At 73.2% G+C, this 20,645-nt stretch carries 12 protein-coding genes; 7 read left to right on the plus strand and 5 right to left on the minus strand.

Annotated features, from left to right (window positions below; all coding sequences use genetic code 11):
* The first annotated feature begins 83 nt into the window (after positions 1 to 83).
* The 3 genes from WME83_RS19675 to WME83_RS19685 are packed head-to-tail and all read left to right on the plus strand — an operon-like array spanning position 84 to position 9,891.
* Complete coding sequence (locus WME83_RS19675) at positions 84 to 7,250, plus strand: amino acid adenylation domain-containing protein (protein WP_437320820.1); 7,167 nt, start codon at positions 84 to 86, stop codon at positions 7,248 to 7,250.
* Complete coding sequence (locus tag WME83_RS19680) at positions 7,247 to 8,857, plus strand: MBL fold metallo-hydrolase (RefSeq protein ID WP_437320821.1); 1,611 nt, start codon at positions 7,247 to 7,249, stop codon at positions 8,855 to 8,857. Before WME83_RS19675 ends, WME83_RS19680 begins: the two co-directional genes overlap by 4 nt.
* 59 nt (positions 8,858 to 8,916) lie before the next feature.
* Complete coding sequence (locus tag WME83_RS19685; protein ID WP_437322015.1) at positions 8,917 to 9,891, plus strand: aldo/keto reductase family protein; 975 nt, start codon at positions 8,917 to 8,919, stop codon at positions 9,889 to 9,891.
* 45 nt (positions 9,892 to 9,936) lie between these two features.
* Here the strand turns inward: WME83_RS19685 and WME83_RS19690 are convergent, their stop codons facing one another.
* The gene (locus WME83_RS19690; RefSeq protein WP_437320822.1) at positions 9,937 to 10,554 is read right to left on the minus strand and encodes a class I SAM-dependent methyltransferase; all 618 of its coding nucleotides are present in this window, start codon (positions 10,552 to 10,554) and stop codon (positions 9,937 to 9,939) included.
* 60 nt (positions 10,555 to 10,614) lie between these two features.
* Here WME83_RS19690 and WME83_RS19695 point away from each other — a divergent pair, with 60 nt between their 5' ends.
* Positions 10,615 to 11,418, plus strand: coding sequence for an AraC family transcriptional regulator (locus tag WME83_RS19695; RefSeq protein ID WP_437320823.1), 804 nt, complete (start codon positions 10,615 to 10,617; stop codon positions 11,416 to 11,418).
* 262 nt (positions 11,419 to 11,680) lie between these two features.
* Positions 11,681 to 12,964: a hypothetical protein gene (locus WME83_RS19700; protein WP_437320824.1), complete on the plus strand. Its 1,284-nt coding sequence runs from the start codon at positions 11,681 to 11,683 to the stop codon at positions 12,962 to 12,964.
* A 13-nt stretch (positions 12,965 to 12,977) separates the two neighbouring features.
* Here the strand turns inward: WME83_RS19700 and WME83_RS19705 are convergent, their stop codons facing one another.
* Entirely contained in the window at positions 12,978 to 13,502 is a 525-nt protein-coding gene (locus tag WME83_RS19705) for a GNAT family N-acetyltransferase (RefSeq protein WP_437320825.1), read from the minus strand.
* Between the two features lie 449 nt (positions 13,503 to 13,951).
* On the opposite strand from WME83_RS19705, the gene WME83_RS19710 reads away from it, so the two are divergent.
* Both WME83_RS19710 and WME83_RS19715 read left to right on the plus strand, forming a co-directional pair.
* Positions 13,952 to 14,278, plus strand: coding sequence for a DUF6968 family protein (locus WME83_RS19710; RefSeq protein ID WP_437320826.1), 327 nt, complete (start codon positions 13,952 to 13,954; stop codon positions 14,276 to 14,278).
* 163 nt (positions 14,279 to 14,441) lie between these two features.
* Positions 14,442 to 14,771, plus strand: coding sequence for a hypothetical protein (locus WME83_RS19715; protein ID WP_437320827.1), 330 nt, complete (start codon positions 14,442 to 14,444; stop codon positions 14,769 to 14,771).
* A gap of 49 nt (positions 14,772 to 14,820) precedes the next feature.
* Here WME83_RS19715 and WME83_RS19720 read toward each other — a convergent pair whose 3' ends face one another.
* The 3 genes from WME83_RS19720 to WME83_RS19730 all read right to left on the minus strand — a co-directional run bounded on the left by WME83_RS19720 (position 14,821) and on the right by WME83_RS19730 (position 19,925).
* The gene (locus WME83_RS19720; RefSeq protein WP_437320828.1) at positions 14,821 to 16,014 is read right to left on the minus strand and encodes a PAS domain-containing protein; all 1,194 of its coding nucleotides are present in this window, start codon (positions 16,012 to 16,014) and stop codon (positions 14,821 to 14,823) included.
* A gap of 406 nt (positions 16,015 to 16,420) precedes the next feature.
* Positions 16,421 to 18,358 carry a TrkH family potassium uptake protein gene (locus WME83_RS19725; RefSeq protein WP_437320829.1) on the minus strand — a complete coding sequence of 646 codons (1,938 nt, stop codon included), beginning with the start codon at positions 18,356 to 18,358 and terminating at the stop codon, positions 16,421 to 16,423.
* Between the two features lie 91 nt (positions 18,359 to 18,449).
* A complete protein-coding gene (locus WME83_RS19730) occupies positions 18,450 to 19,925 on the minus strand; it encodes an ATP-binding protein (RefSeq protein ID WP_437320830.1) in 1,476 nt (491 codons plus the stop codon).
* Positions 19,926 to 20,645 lie beyond the last annotated feature (720 nt).

Here is a 20,645-nt window from a genome sequence, read left to right on the forward strand (position 1 = left end):
CGCGCGCGACGCGCGCCTCCAGGACCGCCGCCCGCCGCGGACGCGGGGAGACTTCGTGCTGAGCACCATGGATCGGGGATACGATGGATAGGCAACTTCAGACACCGGCGCCCGACGAGCAGGTCATTCGCGGTTTCCGGCTCTCGCCGCAGCAGCGGCGGCTCTCGTCCGCGCGGACGGCGCGGGAGGCGCGCTTCGTCTTCGTGGTCGACGGGATCTCCGGGGAGGGCGGCGCCGCCGCGCTGATCGAGGATCTCGCCGGCCGGCACGAGATCCTCCGGACGCGGTTCGCGTGCCTCGCGGGCATGGCGCACCCGCTGCAGGTCGTGCTCGAGGCGGCGCCGGCGCCCGTCGTCGTCGCGCCGCTCGCCGAGGGCGAGGCCGAGCCCGCGCTGGTCGCGCGCACGAAGGCCGCGCTCCCGCCGCCGCCCGCCGGCGGCCCGGACACGACGTGGGCGATCGCGCGCGCGGGCGGCGCCCGGTGGGTCATCGGCCTGCGGACGTCGGCCCTGTGCGCCGACCGCGAGACCGCGGGGCACCTGGCGACCGAGCTCTGCGCCCTGGCAGCGGCGCGCGCCGGCCGCACCGGCGACGAGCTCGAGCCCGCCGTGCAGCACGCCGACTACGCCGACTGGGTCGCCGAGCTCGCCGCGTCCGACGAGGCCGTCCCCGGGATCGCGCACTGGCAGCGGCAGCGGTCGGTCGAGGCGTCGGTCGTGCCCGGCCTGGACGAGCCCCCGTCCGAGGGGGCGATGGACCGGTCCTTCGAGGTCGACGCCGCGACGCTCGCCGCCCTGGAGCGGGCCTCCGCCGAGCGCGGCGTGTCGCTCGAGGCCCTGCTGCTCGCCGCCGTCGCCGCGACGGTGGACCGCCACACCGGCCGCGGCGAGGTGCGCCTCGACGTGCTGCTCGGCGGCCGCGAGCTCGCCGACCTCGCGGGCGCGGTCGGCCCGTTCGCGCAGCTCGCGCCCTTCGCGGCGCCCGTGGGCGCCGGCGCGACCTTCGCCGCGCTCGCGGCGGACGTCCACGCGCGCCTCCGGGAGCACGCCCAGTGGCAGCCGTGCCTGGGGGCGCGCGAGGGCGAGGAGACCGCGGGCGGGGAGGGGACCGCGGGCGTCGCGTTCCGCTTCGAGCGCGCCCCGGCGTCGGCCGAGCGCGCGGGCGTCGCGGCCCGCGTCGCGGCGTGCGAGGTGGACGAGCCCGCGACCGGCATCGGCGTCGGCTTCATGTGGTCGCCCGACGCGCCGCGGCTCGCGTGCGCGCTGCGCTTCGCGGGGGCGCGGTACGGCGGCGCGTTCGCCGACCTGTTCGCGGAGCGGCTCGCGACGCTGATCGCGTCGGCGAGCAGGGCGCCCGATCGCCCGGTGGCGCGGCTCGATCTCGTCGGGCCCGCCGAGCTCCGGCGGCTCCTCGCGCTGGGGGACGGCGGGGGCGATCCTGCGGCCGCCGCGGCCGCCGGGCGCACCGTCGTCGACGAGATCCTGGAGCGGGCCGCCGAGCGCCCGGATCGCGTCGCGGTGACGGCCGGCGGCGCGAGCCTCACCTACCGCGCGCTCGAGGCCCGCACCCGCGCCGTCGCCTCGGCCCTCGCGGCGCGCGGGGTCGGCCCGGAGTCGCGCGTCGTGGTCCTGATCGAGCGCTCGGTCGATCTGGTCGTCGGCGTCCTGGGCGTGCTGCGCGCCGGCGCGGCCTACGTCCCCGTCGACCCGAGCTACCCCGAGGCGCGCCGGCGCTTCCTCCTCGATCAGGCGACCACGCGGCTCGTCGTCGCGCACGCGGCGACCGCCGACCGCGCCCCCGCGGCCGACCTGCTCCTCGTCGACGCGGCCCTCGACGCGGCGCCCGCGGCGCTGCCGGGGCCCGCGCCCGGCTCGCTCGCGTACGTCATCTACACCTCGGGCTCCACGGGCGAGCCGAAGGGCGTCGAGGTGACGCACGCGAACCTCCACGCCTCGATGCGCGCCCGCTGCGCGCTGTTCGGCGAGCCGACCGAGCGCTGCCTGCTGCTCTACTCGTTCGCCTTCGACAGCTCGGTCGCGCCCATCTTCAACACGCTGTGCGAGGGCGGCACGCTGGTGATCGCCGAGGAGGGCGCGCAGCGCGACGCCGCCGCGATCGCGCGGCTCATCCGCGAGCACCGGATCACCGTCACCTACTGCAACCCGAACCTGTGGGGCGCGCTGCTCGACGCCGTCCCGCAGGCCGAGCTCGCGCTCCACAGGTTCGCGATCGTCGCGGGCGAGGCCTGCGTGCCGGCCCTCGTGCGCAAGCACGTCGAGCGCCTCCCGGCGACGCGGCTGCTGAACGAGTACGGCCCGACCGAGGCCACCGTCTGGTGCACGGCGCGCGCGTGCCTCCCCGAGGACGCCTCGGCCGCCCGCGTCCCCATCGGCCGCCCCGCGGAGAGCGCCCGGATCTACGTCCTCGACCGCGATCTCCGGCCGGCGCCGCTCGGCGCCGCGGGCGAGATCTACGTCGGCGGGCTCGGCGTCGCGCGGTGCTACGCGCGCCGCCCGGACCTCACCGCGGAGCGCTTCTGCCCGGACCCGTTCGCGGGCGCGCCGGGCGCGCGGATGTACCGCACCGGAGACCGGGCGCGCTTCCGGGCGGACGGCGCGCTCGAGTTCATGGGGCGCGTCGACGACCAGGTGAAGGTGCGCGGCTACCGCGTCGAGCCCGCCGAGATCGAGTCGGTGATCGGGAGCTCCCCGGCGGTGCGCGAGGCCGTGGTCGTCGCGCGCGACGACGGCGACGGCGCCCGGCTCTACGCCTACCTCGCCGTGGACCCGGGGGGCCCCTCGGACGACGACCTCCGCGCGCAGATCGCGGCCAGGCTGCCCTCGTACATGGTGCCGTCGGCGTTCGTGCGGCTCGACCGCCTGCCGCGCACGGTGAACGGCAAGGTCGATCGCGGCGCCCTGCCGGCGCCCGTCGCGCCCGCGGCCCCGGCCAGCGTCGCGCCGCGGACCGAGACCGAGCAGGCGCTCGCGGAGATCTGGTCGGCCGTCCTCCGGGCCGAGCGCGTCGGCGCCGACGACAACTTCTTCACCCTCGGCGGCGACTCCATCCGGAGCATCCGGGTGCAGGCGCAGGCGGCCCGCCGCGGGCTCCACTTCACGCCGGCGCAGCTCTTCGACCACCCGACGGTGCGCTCCCTCGCGGCGTGGCTCGACGCCCACGGCCGCGGCGCCGCCGCCGCCGGCGTCGCGCCCCTCGCGCCGTTCGCGCTGCTCCAGGCCGCCGACCGGGCGCGCCTGCCGGCCGACGCCGAGGACGCCTTCCCGCTCACCGAGCTCCAGCTGGGCGTGCTCGCGCACAGCCTGGGCGCGCCGGGCTCGGTCTTTTACCACGACGTCGCGAGCTACCACCTGCGCGCGCCGTTCGACGAGGCCGCGTTCCGCCGCGCGCTCGGCGAGCTCGCGCGGCGCCACCCGGCGCTCCGGTCGTCGGTGGACCTCACCGGCTTCGGCGAGCCGCTGCAGATCGTGCACGCCGGCGCAGAGATCCCCGTCGAGGTGCACGACTGGACCGGCCTGACCGAGGCCGCGCAGGCCGTCGCCCTCGCGGAGCACCTCGAGCGGGCGCGCGCGGGCGGGTTCGACCTGCAGCGCGGCCCGTTCCTCCGGATCTCGGTCCATCGCCGCGGACCGGGCAGCTTCCAGTTCACCCGGGCGCAGCACCACGTGCTGCTCGACGGCTGGAGCTCGGCCCAGATGGTCACCGAGCTCTTCCAGCTGTACGCGCGGGAGCTCGGGATGGAGGTCCCGGCGCTCCCGCCGCCCCCGCGCGTCGGCCAGCGCGAGTGCGCCGCCCTCGAGCGGCAGGCGCTCGCGTCGGAGGCGGCGCGGGATCACTGGCGGCGTGCGCTCGAGGGCGCTGCGCTCGCGCCCGTCGCCGCCGCGCCGGGCCCCGCCGGCCGCGCGCAGGAGGCGCCGGTCCGCAACGTGCGCGAGCGGGTCGCGGCGCCGGTCCAGGCGGGCCTCGCGGCGCTCGCCGCCGAGCTCGGGGTCCCGCTCAAGACCCTGCTCCTGACCGCCCACCTCCGCGTGCTCGCCTACCTGTGCGGTCGCCGGGACGTGGTCACCGGGCTCGTGGTCAACTGTCGCCCCGAGTCCGAGGACGGCGATCGCGCCGTCGGCATGTTCCTCAACACGGTCCCGTTCCGGGTCAAGCTCGGGCGCGGGAGCTTGCGCGATCTCATCCGGCAGGTCCACGAGGCCGAGCGCGCGATGGACGCGCACCGCCGGTACCCGCTCGCGCGGCTCGTCCGGGAGAACGGCGGCGAGCCGCTCTTCGACGCCCTCTTCAACTTCGCCCATTTCCACGCCTACGACGCGGCGCTCGCGATCCCGGGGCTCACCGTCCTCGACGAGCACGACGTCGGCGAGACGCCCCTCGCGCTCGCGGTCGCGTGCAGCCTCAGCCCGGCGGACGGCGGCCTGTCGATCCTGTTCAGCGGCAACGCGTCGCTCTTCTCGGACGAGGACATGCGGCTCGTCGCGGGCGCGACCCGGCGCGTCCTCGACGCCATGGCGCGCGCGCCGGAAGGCGCCCACGCCGAGCTCGATCTGCTCACCGAAGGGCAGCGCGCGCTGGCCCTCTCGAACGGCGCGGTCCGCATCGAGTGGCCGGGGCCGATGCGGATCGACGCCCTCGTCGAGGCGCAGGCGCGGAGGACGCCGGAGGCCGTCGCGGTGTGGGCCGGCGACGAGCGCGTCACCTACGCCGGCCTGTGGGCCCGCGCCTCCGCCGTCGCGGCCGAGCTCGCGCGCCGCGGGATCGGCCGCGAGGACCACGTCGGGATCTGCATGGACCGGTCGGTCGACGTGGTCGCGAGCGTCCTCGGCGTGCTGATCGCCGGCGCGGCGTTCGTGCCGCTCGACCCCGAGTACCCCGCCGAGCGCATCGCCTACCTGGTCCGCGACTCGGCCTCGTCGGTCGCCCTGGTCGACCGCCGCGGCGCCGAGAAGCTCGCGGGCACCGGGGTCGAGACGATCGTCGCCGCGGATTTCGCGCGCGATCCGCGCCGCGCCGCCCCGCCCCGCGCGGCGCCGGACCGGCGCTCGCCGGACGACGCGGCGTACATCATCTACACCTCCGGCTCGACCGGGCGGCCGAAGGGCGTCGTCGTGGCGCACCGGCAGCTCTGCAACAACCTGCTCTGGCGGCAGCGGCGCTTCCCCCTGGCCGAGGGGCACCGGTTCCTGCACCGGGCCTCGCTGAGCTTCGACATCTCGCTCTGGGAGCTGTTCGCGCCGCTCGTCGCCGGCGCGACCATGGTGATCGGCCCCCCGGGCGTGGAGCGCGACGCGATGGCGCTCGCGCGCCTCATGGTCGCCGCGGAGGTCACCGACCTGTGGTTCATGCCGCAGCTCCTCGATCACTTCCTCGCGGAGCCCGACGCGCGCCGCTGCGCGGCGACGCTCCGGCGCATCTTCGCGGGCGGCGAGGCGCTGGCGCGGAGCACGCGGGATCGGTGCTTCGCCGTGCTCCCGTCCACCGAGCTCGTGCACACCTACGGCCCGACCGAGACCACCATCGACGTGACCCAGTGGCCGTGCGCCCGCGCGTCGGACGTGGTCCCGATCGGCCGCCCGATCGGCAACGCCTCCTGCTACGTGGTCGACGAGGATCTCCGCCTGGTCCGGCCCGGCGCGATCGGCGAGCTGTGCATCGGCGGCGTCGCGGTGGCCCGCGGGTACTGGAACCGGCCCGGGCTGACGGCCGAGCGGTTCGTGCCCGACCCGTTCTCCTCCACGCCGGGCGCGCGGATGTACCGGAGCGGCGATGACGTCCGCCTCCTGCCGGACGGGGAGATCGAGTTCGTCGGCCGCCGCGACGGGCAGGTCAAGGTGCGCGGCTACCGCGTCGAGATCCAGGAGGTCGAGTCGGCGCTCCTCGCGGCCCCGGGCGTGCGCGGCGCGGCGTGCACGGTCCGGCGCGACGCGGCCGCGGGCGGGGCGCACCTCGTGGCGTACGTGGTCCTCGACCCCGGCGCGACCGCGGCGTCGGTGGCGGCCGCGGTCGCCGCGCGGCTGCCCGAGCACATGGTGCCGGGCGAGCTCGTGGCGCTCGACGCGATCCCGCGCCTGCAGAGCGGCAAGGTCGACCGCGCCGCGCTGCCCGCGCCCGCGGCGGCCGCCGCCGAGATCGCGCCGGCCGAGCCCGAGGACCCGGTGGCGCGCGACCTCGTGGAGATCTGGCGCGGCGTGCTCGGCCGGCCCGCGATCGACCCGCGCGCCGACTTCTTCCGGCTCGGCGGCGACTCGCTCTCGGCGATGCGGATGATGCTCCGCGTGCGCGCCCGGTTCGGCGTCGACCTGGAGGCCTCGGCGCTCTACGCGCGGCCCACGATCGACGGCCTGGCCGCCGCGATCCGCGCGCGGCGCCCGTCGGAGGCGACCGCGCTGGTGCTGCTCGAGGACGGCCCCGCGGACGCCGCGCCGCTCTTCCTCGTCCACGCCGCGGGCGGCGGCGTGGACATGTACCGCGAGCTCGCCTTCCGCCTCGGCGGCCGGCGGCGCGTGTACGCGCTGCGCGCGCCGGGGCTCTCCGCCGAGGCCGCGCGCCCCGCCGCGCCCACCGTCGAGGCGATCGTCGCGCCGTACCGCGCCCTGATCGAGCAGGTCTGCCCGAGCGCGCCGCTGCTCCTCGGCGGCTGGTCGCTCGGCGGCGCGCTGGCCTTCGAGCTCGCGCGCCAGCTCGCCCGCGCCGGGCGCGACGTCCCGCTCGTCGCCCTGATCGACAGCCGGCCGCCCGGCGTCGCGCCGCCCCTCGACGAGGGGACGCTCGTCGCCGGGTTCGCCGCCGACCTCGGGATCGGCGGCCCGACGCTGTTCGCGGACCTCGCCGCGACCGAGCCGTCCGGAAGGCTCGGCCTCGTGCTTTCGCGCGCGAGGTCGAGCGCGCTCCTGCCCGACGACGTGCCGGACGAGCAGATCCAGCGGATGTTCGCCGTGTACGCGGCGCACGTCCGCGCGGCGTCGGCCTACGAGGGCGCGCGCTTCCCGGGCGCGCTCCTCCTGCTGCGCGCGACCGCGACCCTCGCCGACCTCGGCGAGGCGGCGCGCCGGTGGGGCGCGCTCGCCGAGGCCGTCGAGGTGCGCGACGTCGAGGCCGACCACGCGAGCGTCCTGCGCGCGCCCGCCGTCGCCGCGGTCGCGCGCGCCATCGAGGCTCGCCTGCACGAGACAGGGCTCAATCCATCCCCCATCGCGCCCGGGCCCGGGCCAGGCGTGGAGCATTCATGAGAAGCGACGAAGTCACCCTGAGGCCCAATGCCATCGCCGAGCCGCTCTTCAACCAGTGGTATGCGTGGATTTACCTGATCCCGCCGCCGAGCGCGGCGATGTTCCTCGCGAACAGCCACGTGAAGCTCATGCAGTCCTTCGCGGAGGACCCGCAGATCCACGTCGCCGCGCTCGCGAACCCCGCGCTCGCCGGCGGCCCGTTCATCGGCCACGGCGCCGAGGCGGCGGGGGCCGTCCGGGCGCTCGCCGAGCGCACGATCCGCGAGCGCGCCCGGCTCCTCGCGCTCGCGGACGCCATTCACGGGCTCGACCGGCTCGTGGCGGAGCGGGGCGACGGCATGTCGCTCGAGCCGCTCTACGCGCAGATCCCCGCGCCGCTGCGGGGGATGGTCGAGCTGACCTACGACGTGAACGGCCAGCCGGCGGTGCGCTACTTCGAGCCGCTGTTCTACGAGAGCGAGTATTACGAGCCGGCCGCGCAGAGCTTCGCGATCTCGCTCGCGGCGAGCGACGTCCGCGGCTACGGGCTCAGCACGCCGCGGCTCCCGCGCCCCGGCGTGCTCATGCTCGACGTGCCGTTCGCGTCGGAGCACCTCGACGCGCTCTTCCGCATGCGCCACACCCCGGGATCGTACGGCGAGATCCGCGAGCGGCTCGGGGTGAGCGCCGGGGACGAGCCGCTCTTCCGCAGCTTCTTCTCGGCCGAGCCGCCGCCGCGCCGGCCGGACTACCGATCTCCCGAGCCGCGGCTCACGTATTACGGCCACGCGTGCGTGCTGATGGAGAGCGCGTCGACGAGCGTCCTGTTCGATCCGATCATCGCCTACCAGCACGGCGGCCCCGGCGAGCGCCTCACGCACGACGACCTGCCCGAGCGGATCGATTACGTCGTTCTGACGCACAACCACCAGGACCACTGCCTGCTCGAGACGCTGATCGATCTGCGCCACAAGATCGGCACCATCGTCGTCCCGCGGAGCAAGGGCGATTGCCGCGTCGACCCGTCCTTGCGCCTCGCGCTCGAGCGGATCGGCTTTCCGCGCGTGGTGGAGCTCGGGCCGATGGAGTCGCTATCGATCCCGGGCGGCCGGATCACGGCGCTCCCCTTCCTCGGCGAGCACGCCGACCTGGACATCCGGACGAAGGCCGGCTTCGCGGTCGCGATGGACGGCCGCACCGCGCTGTTCCTCGCGGACTCGAACAACCTGGATCCGAAGCTGTACGACCGCATCCACGACCGGATCGGCGACGCCGACGTCCTCTTCATCGGCATGGAGTGCGACGGCGCGCAGATGAGCTGGCTCTATGGCCCGCTGCTCACGAAGCCGCTCCTGCGCAAGCACGACAAGTCGCGCCGGTTCACGGGCTCCGATTTCGAGCGCGGCTGGCCGATCGTCGAGCGGTTCCGGCCGAAGCAGGTCTACGTCTATGCGATGGGGCAGGAGCCCTGGATGGGGCATATCATGGTGATGCAGTACACGCCGGAGTCGCGCCCCATCGTCGAGTCGGACAAGCTCGTCGCGCGGTGTCGCGAGGCGGGGATCACCGCCGAGAGGCTCTATGGCTGCAAGCGGATCAGCGTGGGCCGCGGGGGAGGGGAGCCGTGATCGTGGCGAGGGATGAGGCCGCATCGCTGCCGCCGCCCGCGGTCGGCGCGGGCACGGGGATGAGGTATCGCCAGCTCGGGAGGAGCGGCCTTCGGGTCTCCGAGATCGGGCTCGGCTCGTGGCTCACGTACGGCTGGCACGTCGAGCGGGAGCGCGCCGTCCCGTGCATCCGCCGCGCGTTCGAGCTCGGGATCAACTTCCTCGACACGGCGAACGTGTACGGCCGCGGCGCGTGCGAGAGCTTCCTCGGCGAGGCGCTCCGCGGGGTCCCGCGCGACAGCTACGTCATCGCGACGAAGGTCTTCTTCGCCATGAGCGACACGGATCGCGGGCTGTCCGCCGCGCAGATCCACAAGCAGATCGACGCGTCCCTGCGGCGGCTCCGGACGGACTACGTGGATCTGTATCAGTGTCACCGCTTCGACCCCGACACGCCGCTCGAGGAGACGATGAACGCGCTCACCGAGGTGGTGAGGCAGGGCAAGGCTCGATACATCGGCTTCAGCGAGTGGACGCCCGCGCAGATCCGGGCGGCGGCGGCGATCCCGAACGTGGTGCGGTTCGTGTCGAGCCAGCCGCAGTACTCGATGCTGTGGCGCGCGCCGGAGGCCGAGGTCATCCCGCTGTGCGAGGAGCTCGGGATCGGGCAGATCGTGTGGTCGCCGCTCTCGCAGGGCGTGCTCACGGGGAAGTACCTGCCGGGCAAGCCGCTGCCGCCCGAGTCGCGGGGCGCGACGAGCGTCGGCGGCACGTCTCCGGCGGGCTCGTTCCTGTACCGCCGTTTCCTGGAGCCGCGGGTCCTCGAGATCGTGCAGCGGCTCCGGCCGCTGGCCGCCGAGGCCGGCCTGACGCTCGCGCAGCTCGCGATCGCGTGGATCCTCCGCCAGCCGGGCGTCGCCTCGGCGATCATCGGCGCGACGCGGATCGAGCAGATCGAGGAGAACGCGCGCGCCGCGGGCGTGACGCTCGACCCGTCGCTGGTGCGCGCCGTCGAAGACGTGCTGTCGTCGCTGCACGCGCTCGTGCCTGCTTAGCCGGCCTCGCCACGAGCGACGTTGTCGCCGTGCGCTGCCGCCTGCTTAGCCGGCCTCGCCACGAGCGACGTTGTCGCCGTGCGCTGCCGCGGCCGGGCGCGCCGGCTTGCGCGCCCGGAACTTGAACGCGCGGCGCGGCGCCGCCTCGACCGCGACGTCGACGAACCCCGCGGCCGAGAGGCGCTGCGGGAGCGTGGCCGGGTCGACGAGCACCATCGTGTCGAACACGTGCACGAGGCGGAAGCCGAGGCTCGGCATGCTGTCGGCGCCGGCGAAGATCCCGCCCGGCTTGAGCACCCGCAGCGCCTCGGCGAACAGCCGATCCTGCAGCGCCGGCGACGGCACGTGGTGGAGCATCGTGAAGCAGCTGACGCCCGTGAAGGTCCCGTCGGCGAACGGCATGGCGGTGCCGTCCCCGTGGACCACGCGGGCTCGCCGATCGAGCTGCCGCGCCAGGCGGTCGGCCAGCGCCGCGTCGGTCTCGAGGGCGGTCAGCGCCGCCGTCCGCTTCAGGAGCACCCGGGTCGTCGCGCCGTAGCCGGGCCCGATCTCGAGCACCTCGCCCCCGAGCTCGACCCCGGCCAGGGCCCAGGGGAGGAATTGGCGCTCGACGGCGTCGGCCCAGCGCTCCGAGGCGCAGAGCCATTGATGGATTCGGTTCATCGACATGCGCAAACGGTAGTCGGCTGGATGGGTGTCCGCCATGCGCTACTCTGCCAATCGATGTCGACAAAGAGACAACCGTCCTTCGGCCTGCCGGCGGACGCCGGCGCCGTCGTCGTGGGCAGCTTCGAGATGTCCGGCGTCCGGCGCTTCGACTGGCACGAGCACCCCGTGCATCAGCTCGTGTGGTGCGCCCGAGGCGTGCTCGCGGTCAGCGTCGGCGCCGCGGTTTGGGTGCTGCCGCCGCCGCGCGCGCTGTGGATCCCGGCAGGGGTGGTGCACGCCGTCGAGGCGTCGCGGCCGGCGATGATGCGGAGCGTGTACGTCCGTCGCCGGGGCTGCCGGATCCGCTGGACGGCCCCCACGGTGGTCGCCGCGTCGCCGCTCGTCTGCGAGCTGATCGGCTTCCTCGCCGACCCGAGCGCGGCCGCGCGGTCGCGCGGCCACGCCGAACGCCTGCTGCTCGACCTGTTGCGGCCCCTGGACGAGAGCCCCATCGAGCTGACCCTGCCGCGCGATGCGCGGGCCCGTCGCGTCGCCGACGTGCTGCTGTCCGACCCGGCCGATCCACGGACGCTCGCGGCCTTCGCTCGAACAGCGGGCGCCTGCGCCCGCACGCTCGCCCGGCTCTTCCTGGCCGAGACCGGGTCCACGTTCGGGCAGTGGCGAACCCACCTCCGTCTGCGCGCCGCGCTCACGCACATGGCCGCGGGGGTGCCGGTGGCGGTGGTGGCCGAGCGTGTGGGCTACCGCAGCGCGAGCGCCTTCATCGCGTCGTTCCGGCGCCTCCTCGGCGTGGCGCCGGGCGCGTACTTCGCCACGGCAGCTCACGGTGGTCACGTTGCTGGCGACAGCGCCGGCTAACCTCTTTCTCTTTCATTTCAGGGGGGATCTTCTCTCGGCTGCCGGCCGGCGCTGAGGCCGCGCCGCACCCGGCGGGCTGCCGGCTGGTCCGTACCCGTGCACCCCTCCGCTCCGTCGGAAAGCTGCGCGCTCCGCGCGGTCGTCGGCCCTGTCCTTGACACGTCATCGCGCGCAGTTTAAACGTTTGTTTGAAACGACCGATTGAGAGGAGCTGCCGGAGAGCCGCGGTTCCTGGTTCGGCCGTGCAGAGCGGAGGTGTGCGATGACGTGGTGCAAGACCGTGCGCAGAGCGCGGGGCGCGGCGGTGCTCGTGCTCGGGGTGATGGGGGTGGCGGGCTGCGGGGACGATGAGCAGGCGCCTTCGCCGTCGGGGTCGAAGGTGACGTGGTATCGGGACATCCAGCCGCTCGTGGAGCGCTCGTGCGCCTCCTGCCACGACGGCGCGGGCGTCGGCGGGGTGGCGCTGACGGACGCCGCGACGGCGCAGCGGCTTGCGGAGCTCATGGCCCTCCGGGTGAGCGAGGGGGCCATGCCGCCGCCGGTGCTCGACCCGAGCTGCCGCAGCTACGAGGGCGCGGAGCGGATGAGCCTCACCGTCGAGGAGCGCGCTCGCTTCGAGGCCTGGGCGCGCGACGGCGCGCCGCTCGGCGATCCGGCCGACGCGCCGCCGCCGCAGCGCGCGAAGGACACCATCGAGGCGCCCGACGCCACGCTCGAGATGCCCGAGGCGCACGACGTGACGCTCGACGACGACGGCAACGAGTACTTCTGCGCGATCATCGACAACCCCTTCACCGAGCCGGCCTGGATCACGGCGTTCGAGGCGATGGTCGGCGATCCCGCGGTGGTGCACCACATGGCCGTGTATCGGGATCTCGCGGGCGACGCGGGCGTCGGATACGGCGTTCCGCCGGGGACGCGGGCTTTCCCGTGCCGCGATCCGGTCATCGAGCTCGACTGGCAGCTCCTCCACAGCTGGGCGCCCGGCGTCGGGGTGACGCGGCTGCCGGAGGGCGCCGGGGTCCGCGTCGAGCCGGGCGAGCAGCTCGTCTTGCAGATGCATTATTTCGGGCGCCGGGGCACGAGCGCCCGCGATCGATCGGGATACCGCCTGGAGCTCTCGCGCGAGCGGCCCCGCGCCGAGGTCTACATGGATGTCTTCGGCCCGGTGCCCTTCACGATCCCCGCCGGCGTCGAGGGGCACACCGAGCGGAGCAGCACGCCGAACGAGGGCCCGCCGCGGCTCGTCTACGGCCTGTTGCCGCACATGCACCTGCTCGGCCGCTCGTACCGGGCCTGGGTCGAGCGCGACGGCGGCGAGGAGGAGTGCGCGGCGCGCGGCGAGTTCGAGTTCCACCACCAGGCGCTCTACATGTTCGACGAGCCGCTGCGCTGGGGGACGGGAGATCGGTTCGTGGCCGAGTGCACCTGGGACAACGCGGCCGACAGCGAGGGGCAGTTCCAGCTCCCGCCGCAGGACGTGCCCTGGGGGGAAGGGACGAATCAGGAGATGTGCTTCATGGTCGCGTATCTGTCGGAGGAGTGATCTCCGCGCGCCATCATGTCGCGCGCAGGTCGAGCCGCATCGCGCAGCGCTGCGCCGGGTCGAGGCCTAGACGCGCCTCGTTCTCCAGGATGGCCGCGAGCCGCGGCGGCGTCTCGGCCGGCGACAGCTCGCGAAAGCCCATGGCGGCGTAGAACGGCCCATTCCAGGGGACGGTCCGGAACGTGGTCAAGGTGATCGCCTGGAGCTCCGCGCTCCGCGCCCACGCGATGACATGGCCGAGCAGGCGCCGACCGAGCCCCTGGCCCTGGCGTTCGAGCGCCACGTCGAACTCGCGGATGTGAAGCTCGTCGCCGATCGCGTCGGCGCCCAGGAACGCGACGGGCGCGCCGGCGCCGTCGTCGACGACCCAGAGCGTCCCTGCCCGGAGGGCATCTTGCCAGCCGTCGGCCGGCGTCACGCTGGAGAGGGCATCGAGGTTGAGGTCCGTCCCCCGGAACGCCTCGCTGGCGGAGCGCTCGATCTCGGGGAGGCGAGGGAGATCGGACTCGATGGCTGGCCGCACGAACGGGGATGTCATGGGGTGTCGGTGGTTGAACCGTAGCGTGATCGGTCTGCCCGAGATACCCCGAACGGCGCTGCCTGGCCGGCATCGCTCGCGATCAGCGGCGCCCGCTCCGCCCTGACGCCTCGCGCGGAGGTTCCACGGAGCCGAACGAGCCCGGGGCGATTCCCGTGAGCGCGGTGTCGGAAACATCGTACGGCTCCGCTGCCCTGGAGCCGCAGGCGTGATGATACCGAGGACATAATTGCGGCCTGGATCACCGTTGACGCCGCCTTTGGATCGGGAGAACCATCCGGAGGCAGGGGGAGGCATGGGGCACGGACGGAGGTGTCGGCGCGTGCGTTCATTTTGTGAAAGCGGAATGTCGTGAGCTGCCTGAAGAAGACAAAGTGTCTCGTCGGCGATGTTGGGAGGCGTGCGACAATCCCTATGATGAATGCATCAAGAAGTACAAGGGCTAATCGATGAGCATGCATACGCCTCCCAGAACGCTGGTGCGTACGCTTCAAATGACCCTGACCGGATCGAGCGATGTTCGCGACATCATCGTTCGTATCGGGTTGCCAGAGCGCGATCCCGTTTCGGGCGGAGACTTCCGGGTGCTGGTTGAGATCGAGGGGTTCGATGAACCGTACTCGCGCCACTTCCATGGCGTCGACGAGCTCCAGGCATTCCTCGCGGGTTGCTGGATTGTGCCGCAAATCTTGCCGACTCTGGCCCCACCTGGCGCCAGGTTGACATGGCTCGGCGATGACGACCTCGGGTTCGGGACTCCTTCTGCAACCCCGTGAGGCCCACTTGCTGCGCGGCGCCGGCTTCCGCCGTGTGATCTGCGACGGTCACGAGTCTTCGTTTTTAGGGAACGCCGCAAAAAAAAGCAAGACTCGTGAACGATGTCACGCGGGTCGTGTCAAACGGACAAAATCGAGTCTGTTGCATGAGGTGCAATCATGAATGTTGATTCTATCTCAAAGGATGTGGTCGAGGCTGCTGGGGGCATCGGTGCTTGAGCTTGTTTCAAAATTTACGCCAGCAGATGGAAGCTCGCCCCGGACCATCACCCTCCGGATCAGCGACGTGCGCCCCGATCCCGATGGCATCACGTGGTCCGTCGCCGTCGACGTGCTCGGGTTCAAGCACGATGACAGCGTGCGCTTGAAGCAGGTCGATTGGGTGCACGCGATTCGAGACGCCGCGAGCTTCATCGCCAGGATGGTGGCAGACAAGATCGAGCACGCGGGCGGAGGAACGCTCGATCCGCCCCTCGATCCGCCGGAGTGGTGACCCACGACCGCAGGCGGACGGGGCGGCGCAGCCGGCGGGGCGCGCGGCCTCAGGGCGCCGGTTTCTGGTCAGGCGCCGGGGTCGCGGCGACGGACGGCGCCTGGGCGCGGGTCATGGACCGGATCGCGTGGTTGAGCGCGGCGCGGAGGTTGCGTTGCGTGTTGAGCTGCGACAGGTCGAGCCCGAGCGCCACCATGGTCTGGGCGACGTTCGGCTTGATGCCGGCGACGATGCCCTCGGCGCCGAGCAGCCGGATCGCGGTGACGAGCTCGATGAGGTGGCTCGCGACCTTGGTGTCGACGATCTCGACGCCGGTGAGATCGAGGATGGCATAGTGCGCTTGCTTCTCGACGATCTTCGAGAGCAGGCTGTCCATGACGTCGGCGGTGCGAACGCTGTCGACCGTCCCCACCATCGGGAGCGTGAGGACGCCGTCCCAGACCTCGATGATCGGCGTGGAGAGGTCGCGGATGACCCGCTGTTGCGCCTCGATCTGCTGGAGCTGCGTGCGCAGCTCCTTCTCGACGCGCTTCGCCTCGGTGATATCGAAGGACACGCAGACCACGCCCGCCCCAGGCTCACCGCGATCGTCGCGCAGCGGAATGACCCAGAGGTCCCAGTAGATGCCGAAGAACTCGTCGCGATAGCGGTGCGACGTCCCGTCGAACCACGCGTGAAGGTCGATGCCTGCCTCGCGCGACGCATCTGCGAAGATCTCGAACCAGTTCGCCCCGACGAGCTGCCCGGACTTCAGCCCGGCCTTCGCGAGCCCCTTCCCCTCGTGATAGAAGCACACCGCATCGCGATCGAGCGCCCAGATCACGGTGTCGTCCAGGTGCTCGACGATGGCGTCGAACATGCGCGCCTTGGTCCGGAGCGCCTTGAGCTCCTCCTCCGTCACCTCGGTGGTGGCCCGGAGCGTCCCGAAGACGACGCCGCGGTCCGGCGACCGCCTCGCGTTGCAGGAGAGCGGCCGGTGCGCCCCGCTGCCGTCGCGCAGGCGAACGCGGAAGGAGACGGGAACCTCCGCAGCGACCAGCCTCGACCAGGCCTCCGCGAGCGCCGCGCGATCGTCCGGGTGAGCGAGCTCCGCGAGCGTCGCGCCCTGCAAGGCCGCGGGGCCGAGCACCTCCCGCAGCGCGTCGCTCGCGTGCAGCAGCGCCCCTTCGGCCGACGCGACGAAGAGCAGGTCTGGACAGCCGGCGAAGAACTCCCCGAGCAACGCGTTCGAGTCGGATCCCATCAGGCGCGCATCTCCTTGAGACTGGAGAAGGAAAACTACCGTGCGCGGAGCGTATCAGGGAAGGGTCCTCGCGCCGTCGCGGCGCTGTCACGCCGCGAACAGGCGGAGTCGGCGGTGGTGGAGATGCGGGTCGGCGGTGGTGGATATGCGGAAGGAGAGCGAGGCCGCGCACCGTTGCGCGCGGCCTCTGCAATTCAGACCGTGCTCAGCGCTTCTGGAACCCTCGGCGATGCGCCGGGCCGGACAGAGGTCGCCATCATGACTCACATTCTCCTGCACGAGCTCCTGATCGGCGCGCACCCGCCGGATCCCATCTCGATGCCGGCGCTCATCCAGGTAGCCGAGCTGGAGATTCCCATGTCGAGGGGGGAGCGCTCAGCTCGGATCGCGCCCGCCCCGCCCCCGCTCACCCGATCCCCACGCGCTCCTCCGGCAGCCGGTAGCTCCGCGCCCTCGCCTGGTTCGCCAGCGCCAGGGCCAAGGTCAGCGGCCCGATGCGCCCGATGAACATCGCCAGCGTGATGACCAGCTTCCCCGGCGCGCTCAGCGACGGCGTGATGTTCGCCGACAGCCCGACCGTGGCGAACGCGCTGACCGTCTCCAGCGCGAGCCCCATCGGGTTGTGCGGCTCCAGGGCGAGCATCACGAGCAAGAACCCCGAGACGAGCACCACCATCAGGAACGCGACCCCGAGGGCCCGGCGCACCGTGCCCGCCGGGAGGGCCCGGCCGAGGAGGCTCGGGGCCTCGTCGCCGCGCAGCTCGGCGCGCAGCGTCGCGAACAGCGCGGCGACCGTGGTCACCTTGACCCCGCCCGCGGTCGACCCGGGCGCCCCGCCGATGAACATCAGCATGCACGTGAACATCCACGTCGCCGGGCCCATGAGCCCGTAATCCACCGTGTTGAAGCCCGCCGTCCGCGTCATCGCCGACTGAAAGAAGCTCGCCAGCACCTTCACCGGCCACGACAGGCCGCCCATCGACCGGCGCCACTCGAGCGACAGGAAGCCCGCAGCCCCGACCACGAGCAGCATCGCCGTCGTGATCAGCACGACGCGGCTGTGCAGCGACAACCGCGGCGGGCGCTCGCCCCGGAGCCGCAGCCGCGCCCGGCGCAGGAGCTCGTCGTGCACCGGGAAGCCGAGCCCCCCGAGGATCACGAGCGCCGCCACCACGAAGGACACCGCGGGCGAGCCGACCAGCGGGACGAGCCCCTCCCGGAAGAGGGAGAAGCCCGCGTTGCAGAACGCGCTGACCGCGTGGAAGACGGCCGCCCAGAGGTGATCGCCGGCGCCCGAGAGGGGCTCGCCGGCGACGGGCCCGGAGGCGATCGGGTGGTGGGGCAGGAAGCTGAACAGCAAGGCGAGCGCGCCCACCGCCTCGATGCCGAGCGTGAACAGGACGATCGCGGCGACGTTGCGGCGGAGCTGGGCGAACGACTCGGCGTCGATCATCTCGGCCATCACCGCCGCGTCGCGGAGCCGGAGCTTCCTGCCGGCCACGATGGCGAAGAACGTCGACAGCACCATGAGCCCGAGCCCGCCGACCTGGATCAAGAGGAGCAGGACCGCCTGGCCGAACGGCGTGTACGTCTCGGCGACGTTGTGCACGGCGAGCCCGGTCACGCACACCGCGCTCGCGGACATGAACAGGCCGTCGATGAACGAGGCGTGCTCGATGTCCCGGAGAGACTGCGGCAAGGTGAGCAGGAAGCTGCCGAGCAGCGTGGCGACCCCGAACGACACCACCATGAGCCGGGCCGGGTGCTCCGCGGCCGTGGCCAGGAGCCGCTCGAGCGGCCGGCGCCCCAGGAGACCCCCGAGCGCCACGAAGAACGCGAGCGCCGTGTACGTGCGGTAGAGCGCGACGACCCGCTGCCCCGGATCCCCGGCCGGCTGCCCGAGCACGAGGAGCCACTTCTCGCCGAGGCACGCGAGCAGCAGGACGAACGCGAGCAGGAACAGGGCGAGCCGGGGCTTCCTGGCCTGGATCCTGGCGCCGGCGAGCGCCCGGCGCAGGCGCTCCAGCGAGACCACGGCCGCGACCCACGCGGGCACGAGCAGCGTCTCCACCGCGGTCAGCGCGGCCGAGGCCCGCGGCGCGATCGCCAGGGCGAGATCGAGCCCGAGGAGGGCGGCGCTGCCGACCAGCAAGGGGACCGGCCGCATCCACGCGGCGCGCCTCCGGGGCGGGACCGAGACGGCGGCCGCGGCGGCGACCCCCGTGGCGGGCTGCGCGAGCATGGAGGCGACCGTCAGCTGCGGCGGGGCAGGGTCGCCGGGCAGATCGGCGCGCGGCGCGCTCGGTCGCGACGACGGGCTCGGCGATGGATCCACGCGACGCATTCACGCCGCCGCGACCGGCGGTGTCAAGCCGCCGTCCCGGGCGGTCCCGGGCGGTCCACGCGCCCTCCTCGGCGGCGGCGGCGCGTCCCCGTCAGGACGCGCGCGGCAGCTCGACCCGGAACACCGAGCCGGCGCCGGGCTCGCTCTCGACGAGGACGCGGCCGCCGTGCGCCTCGACGATGCGCTTCGCCACGGCGAGCCCGAGGCCCGTCCCCGGGATCGCGCCCGCCGACGCCTTGAGGCGCCGGAACGGCTCGAAGAGCTGCGGCAGATCGGTGGGGTGGATCCCGACCCCCCGATCGCGGACGGCGATCTCGGCGTGGCCGTCGCCGCCGCGGACCGTCACGTCGACCTGGCCGCCGGCGGGAGAGTACTTGAGCGCGTTCGAGAGGAGGTTGTTCAGCACCTGTTCGATCCGGGTCGCGTCGCAGCGGACGAGCACCGGCGCCTCGGGGAGCGAGAGCTCGATCGGGTGCTCCGGCGAGACCGGGCGGTAGAGCTCGACCGCCTCCTGCGCGAGCTCGCGCAGGTCGCGCTCCTCGACCTCGAGGTCGAGCTTGCACGCCTCGATCTGCGACGCGTCGACGAGATCCCCGACCATGCGCTCGAGGCGATCGACCTGCCGCCCGACGAGCGCCATGGTCCGATGGACGCGCGGATCCGGCGGGGGGCCGTCGAGGTTGAGGAAGCTCACGGACAGCCGGAGCGCCGAGAGAGGGTTCCTGAGATCGTGCGCCACGCCGCCGAGGAACGCGAGCTGCGCCTGTCGCTGGCGCTCGAGCGACTCCGCCGTGCTGTTGAAGGCCCGCGCGATGTCGCCGAGCTCGCGCGGCCCGACGAGCGGCGCGCGCGCGGCGCGGTCCCCGGCGCCGTAGCGGCCGATGGCCTCCTGGATCGCGACGACGGGGCCGTAGACGAGCCGCCGCGCGCTGAGGAGGACCAGGGACGCGCCGGCCATGAAGAAGATGACGGCCGCGACGCCGGCGGAGGTCGCGCGCTGGCCGAGGCGCGCGACGAGCGCCTTCGACGCGCTGGCCTGCTCGAGGTTGATCTCGACCAGGTGATCGAGGGCCCGGAAGGCATCGTCGAAATCGACCGCGTCCACGGCGGACGCCAGGGCGGCCGGCGAGGGGGGCGGGCTGCCGGCGTCGGTGGCGCGGCGCCGGGCGAGGTACGCGTCGACGCGCCGCTGCGCGTCCTCGAGGACGCTGCCCTCTTCCGGGCTGCTCACGTAGCGGTGCGCCTCCGCGAGGCCCTCCCTCAGCTCGCGCTCCCACGCACGGTCGTCGGCGATCGCCCCGAGCCTGCCCAGCCCGGCCCTGCGGCTGATCTGGTGCGCGTCGAGGAAGAGGTCCACCTGCAGCCGGTCCGCCAGGCGGACGCTCTCGCTCGCGTCGCCGAGGATCCGGGTGGCCTGCTGCATGGTCGTCGAGGCGACCATGAGCGCGGCGACGACGGCGATCGCCGTGCCCGTGAGGAGACAGGTCGCGGCCGCGAGGAGCGTGCTCAGGCTCAGCTGCCTCGGCTGGCGGAGCTCCTGCGGGCGCTGCGTCGCAGTTGATTCCATGTCCCCGATTGATCCGGTTTCGCGCCCGATGCAAACCCGGCGCGCTCTCCGGCCGCCGGGCCCGCTCGCTCCGCGACCCCGGGGTCGCCCGGGATCGTGGCGCGCCTCGCACGCCCATCCTGTGTCGCGCCGGCGCATCGCCGCCGGCCACGAGGCCCGCTTCGACCCCGTCCAGGAGATCCGCCTCTCCGGAGGGGCGGACCACGCAGCGAAGGACGATCCGTCGACCCGGAGCAGGGCGCCTTTGCCCCGTTGAGGCCTGACATCCATCAACCGTCCTGGGTCTCATCATCCCTTATGAGCCGCGCCAGGGTCTCAGCGCTCCTCCTGGAGCCTCGTGGGTTTCGTCCCCCGAGCTGTGATCTCCGATGACGCCATTCTTCATGAGATGTGATTGAGCCAACCGATGAGCGTCTAGGACACCGAACGGGTTGAAACCCCGAGAAAATGAACCACAGAGGGCACAGAGGACACAGAGGAAGAAAGAAGAGAGAGCTCAGAATCTTCTCTTCATCCCTCTGTGCCCTCTGTGGTTCCAATCTCTTCATTCTCGGGCGTTTCAAGCTGATCGGCGCTCTAGCCGCGACTGAACCACCGTGCGTCGCCTCTCGTCCCCGTCTTCCGTCTTCCGTCTTCCGTGCTCGTCCTTCGTGCGCGTGCGCGTGCGCGTGCGCGATTCCCCGGCGTATCCCATTGCGATTCCAATCTTCCGAGAACTTT

This window comes from Sorangium sp. So ce385 (genome assembly GCF_051474135.1).
GTDB lineage: Bacteria > Myxococcota_A > Polyangia > Polyangiales > Polyangiaceae > Sorangium > Sorangium cellulosum_D.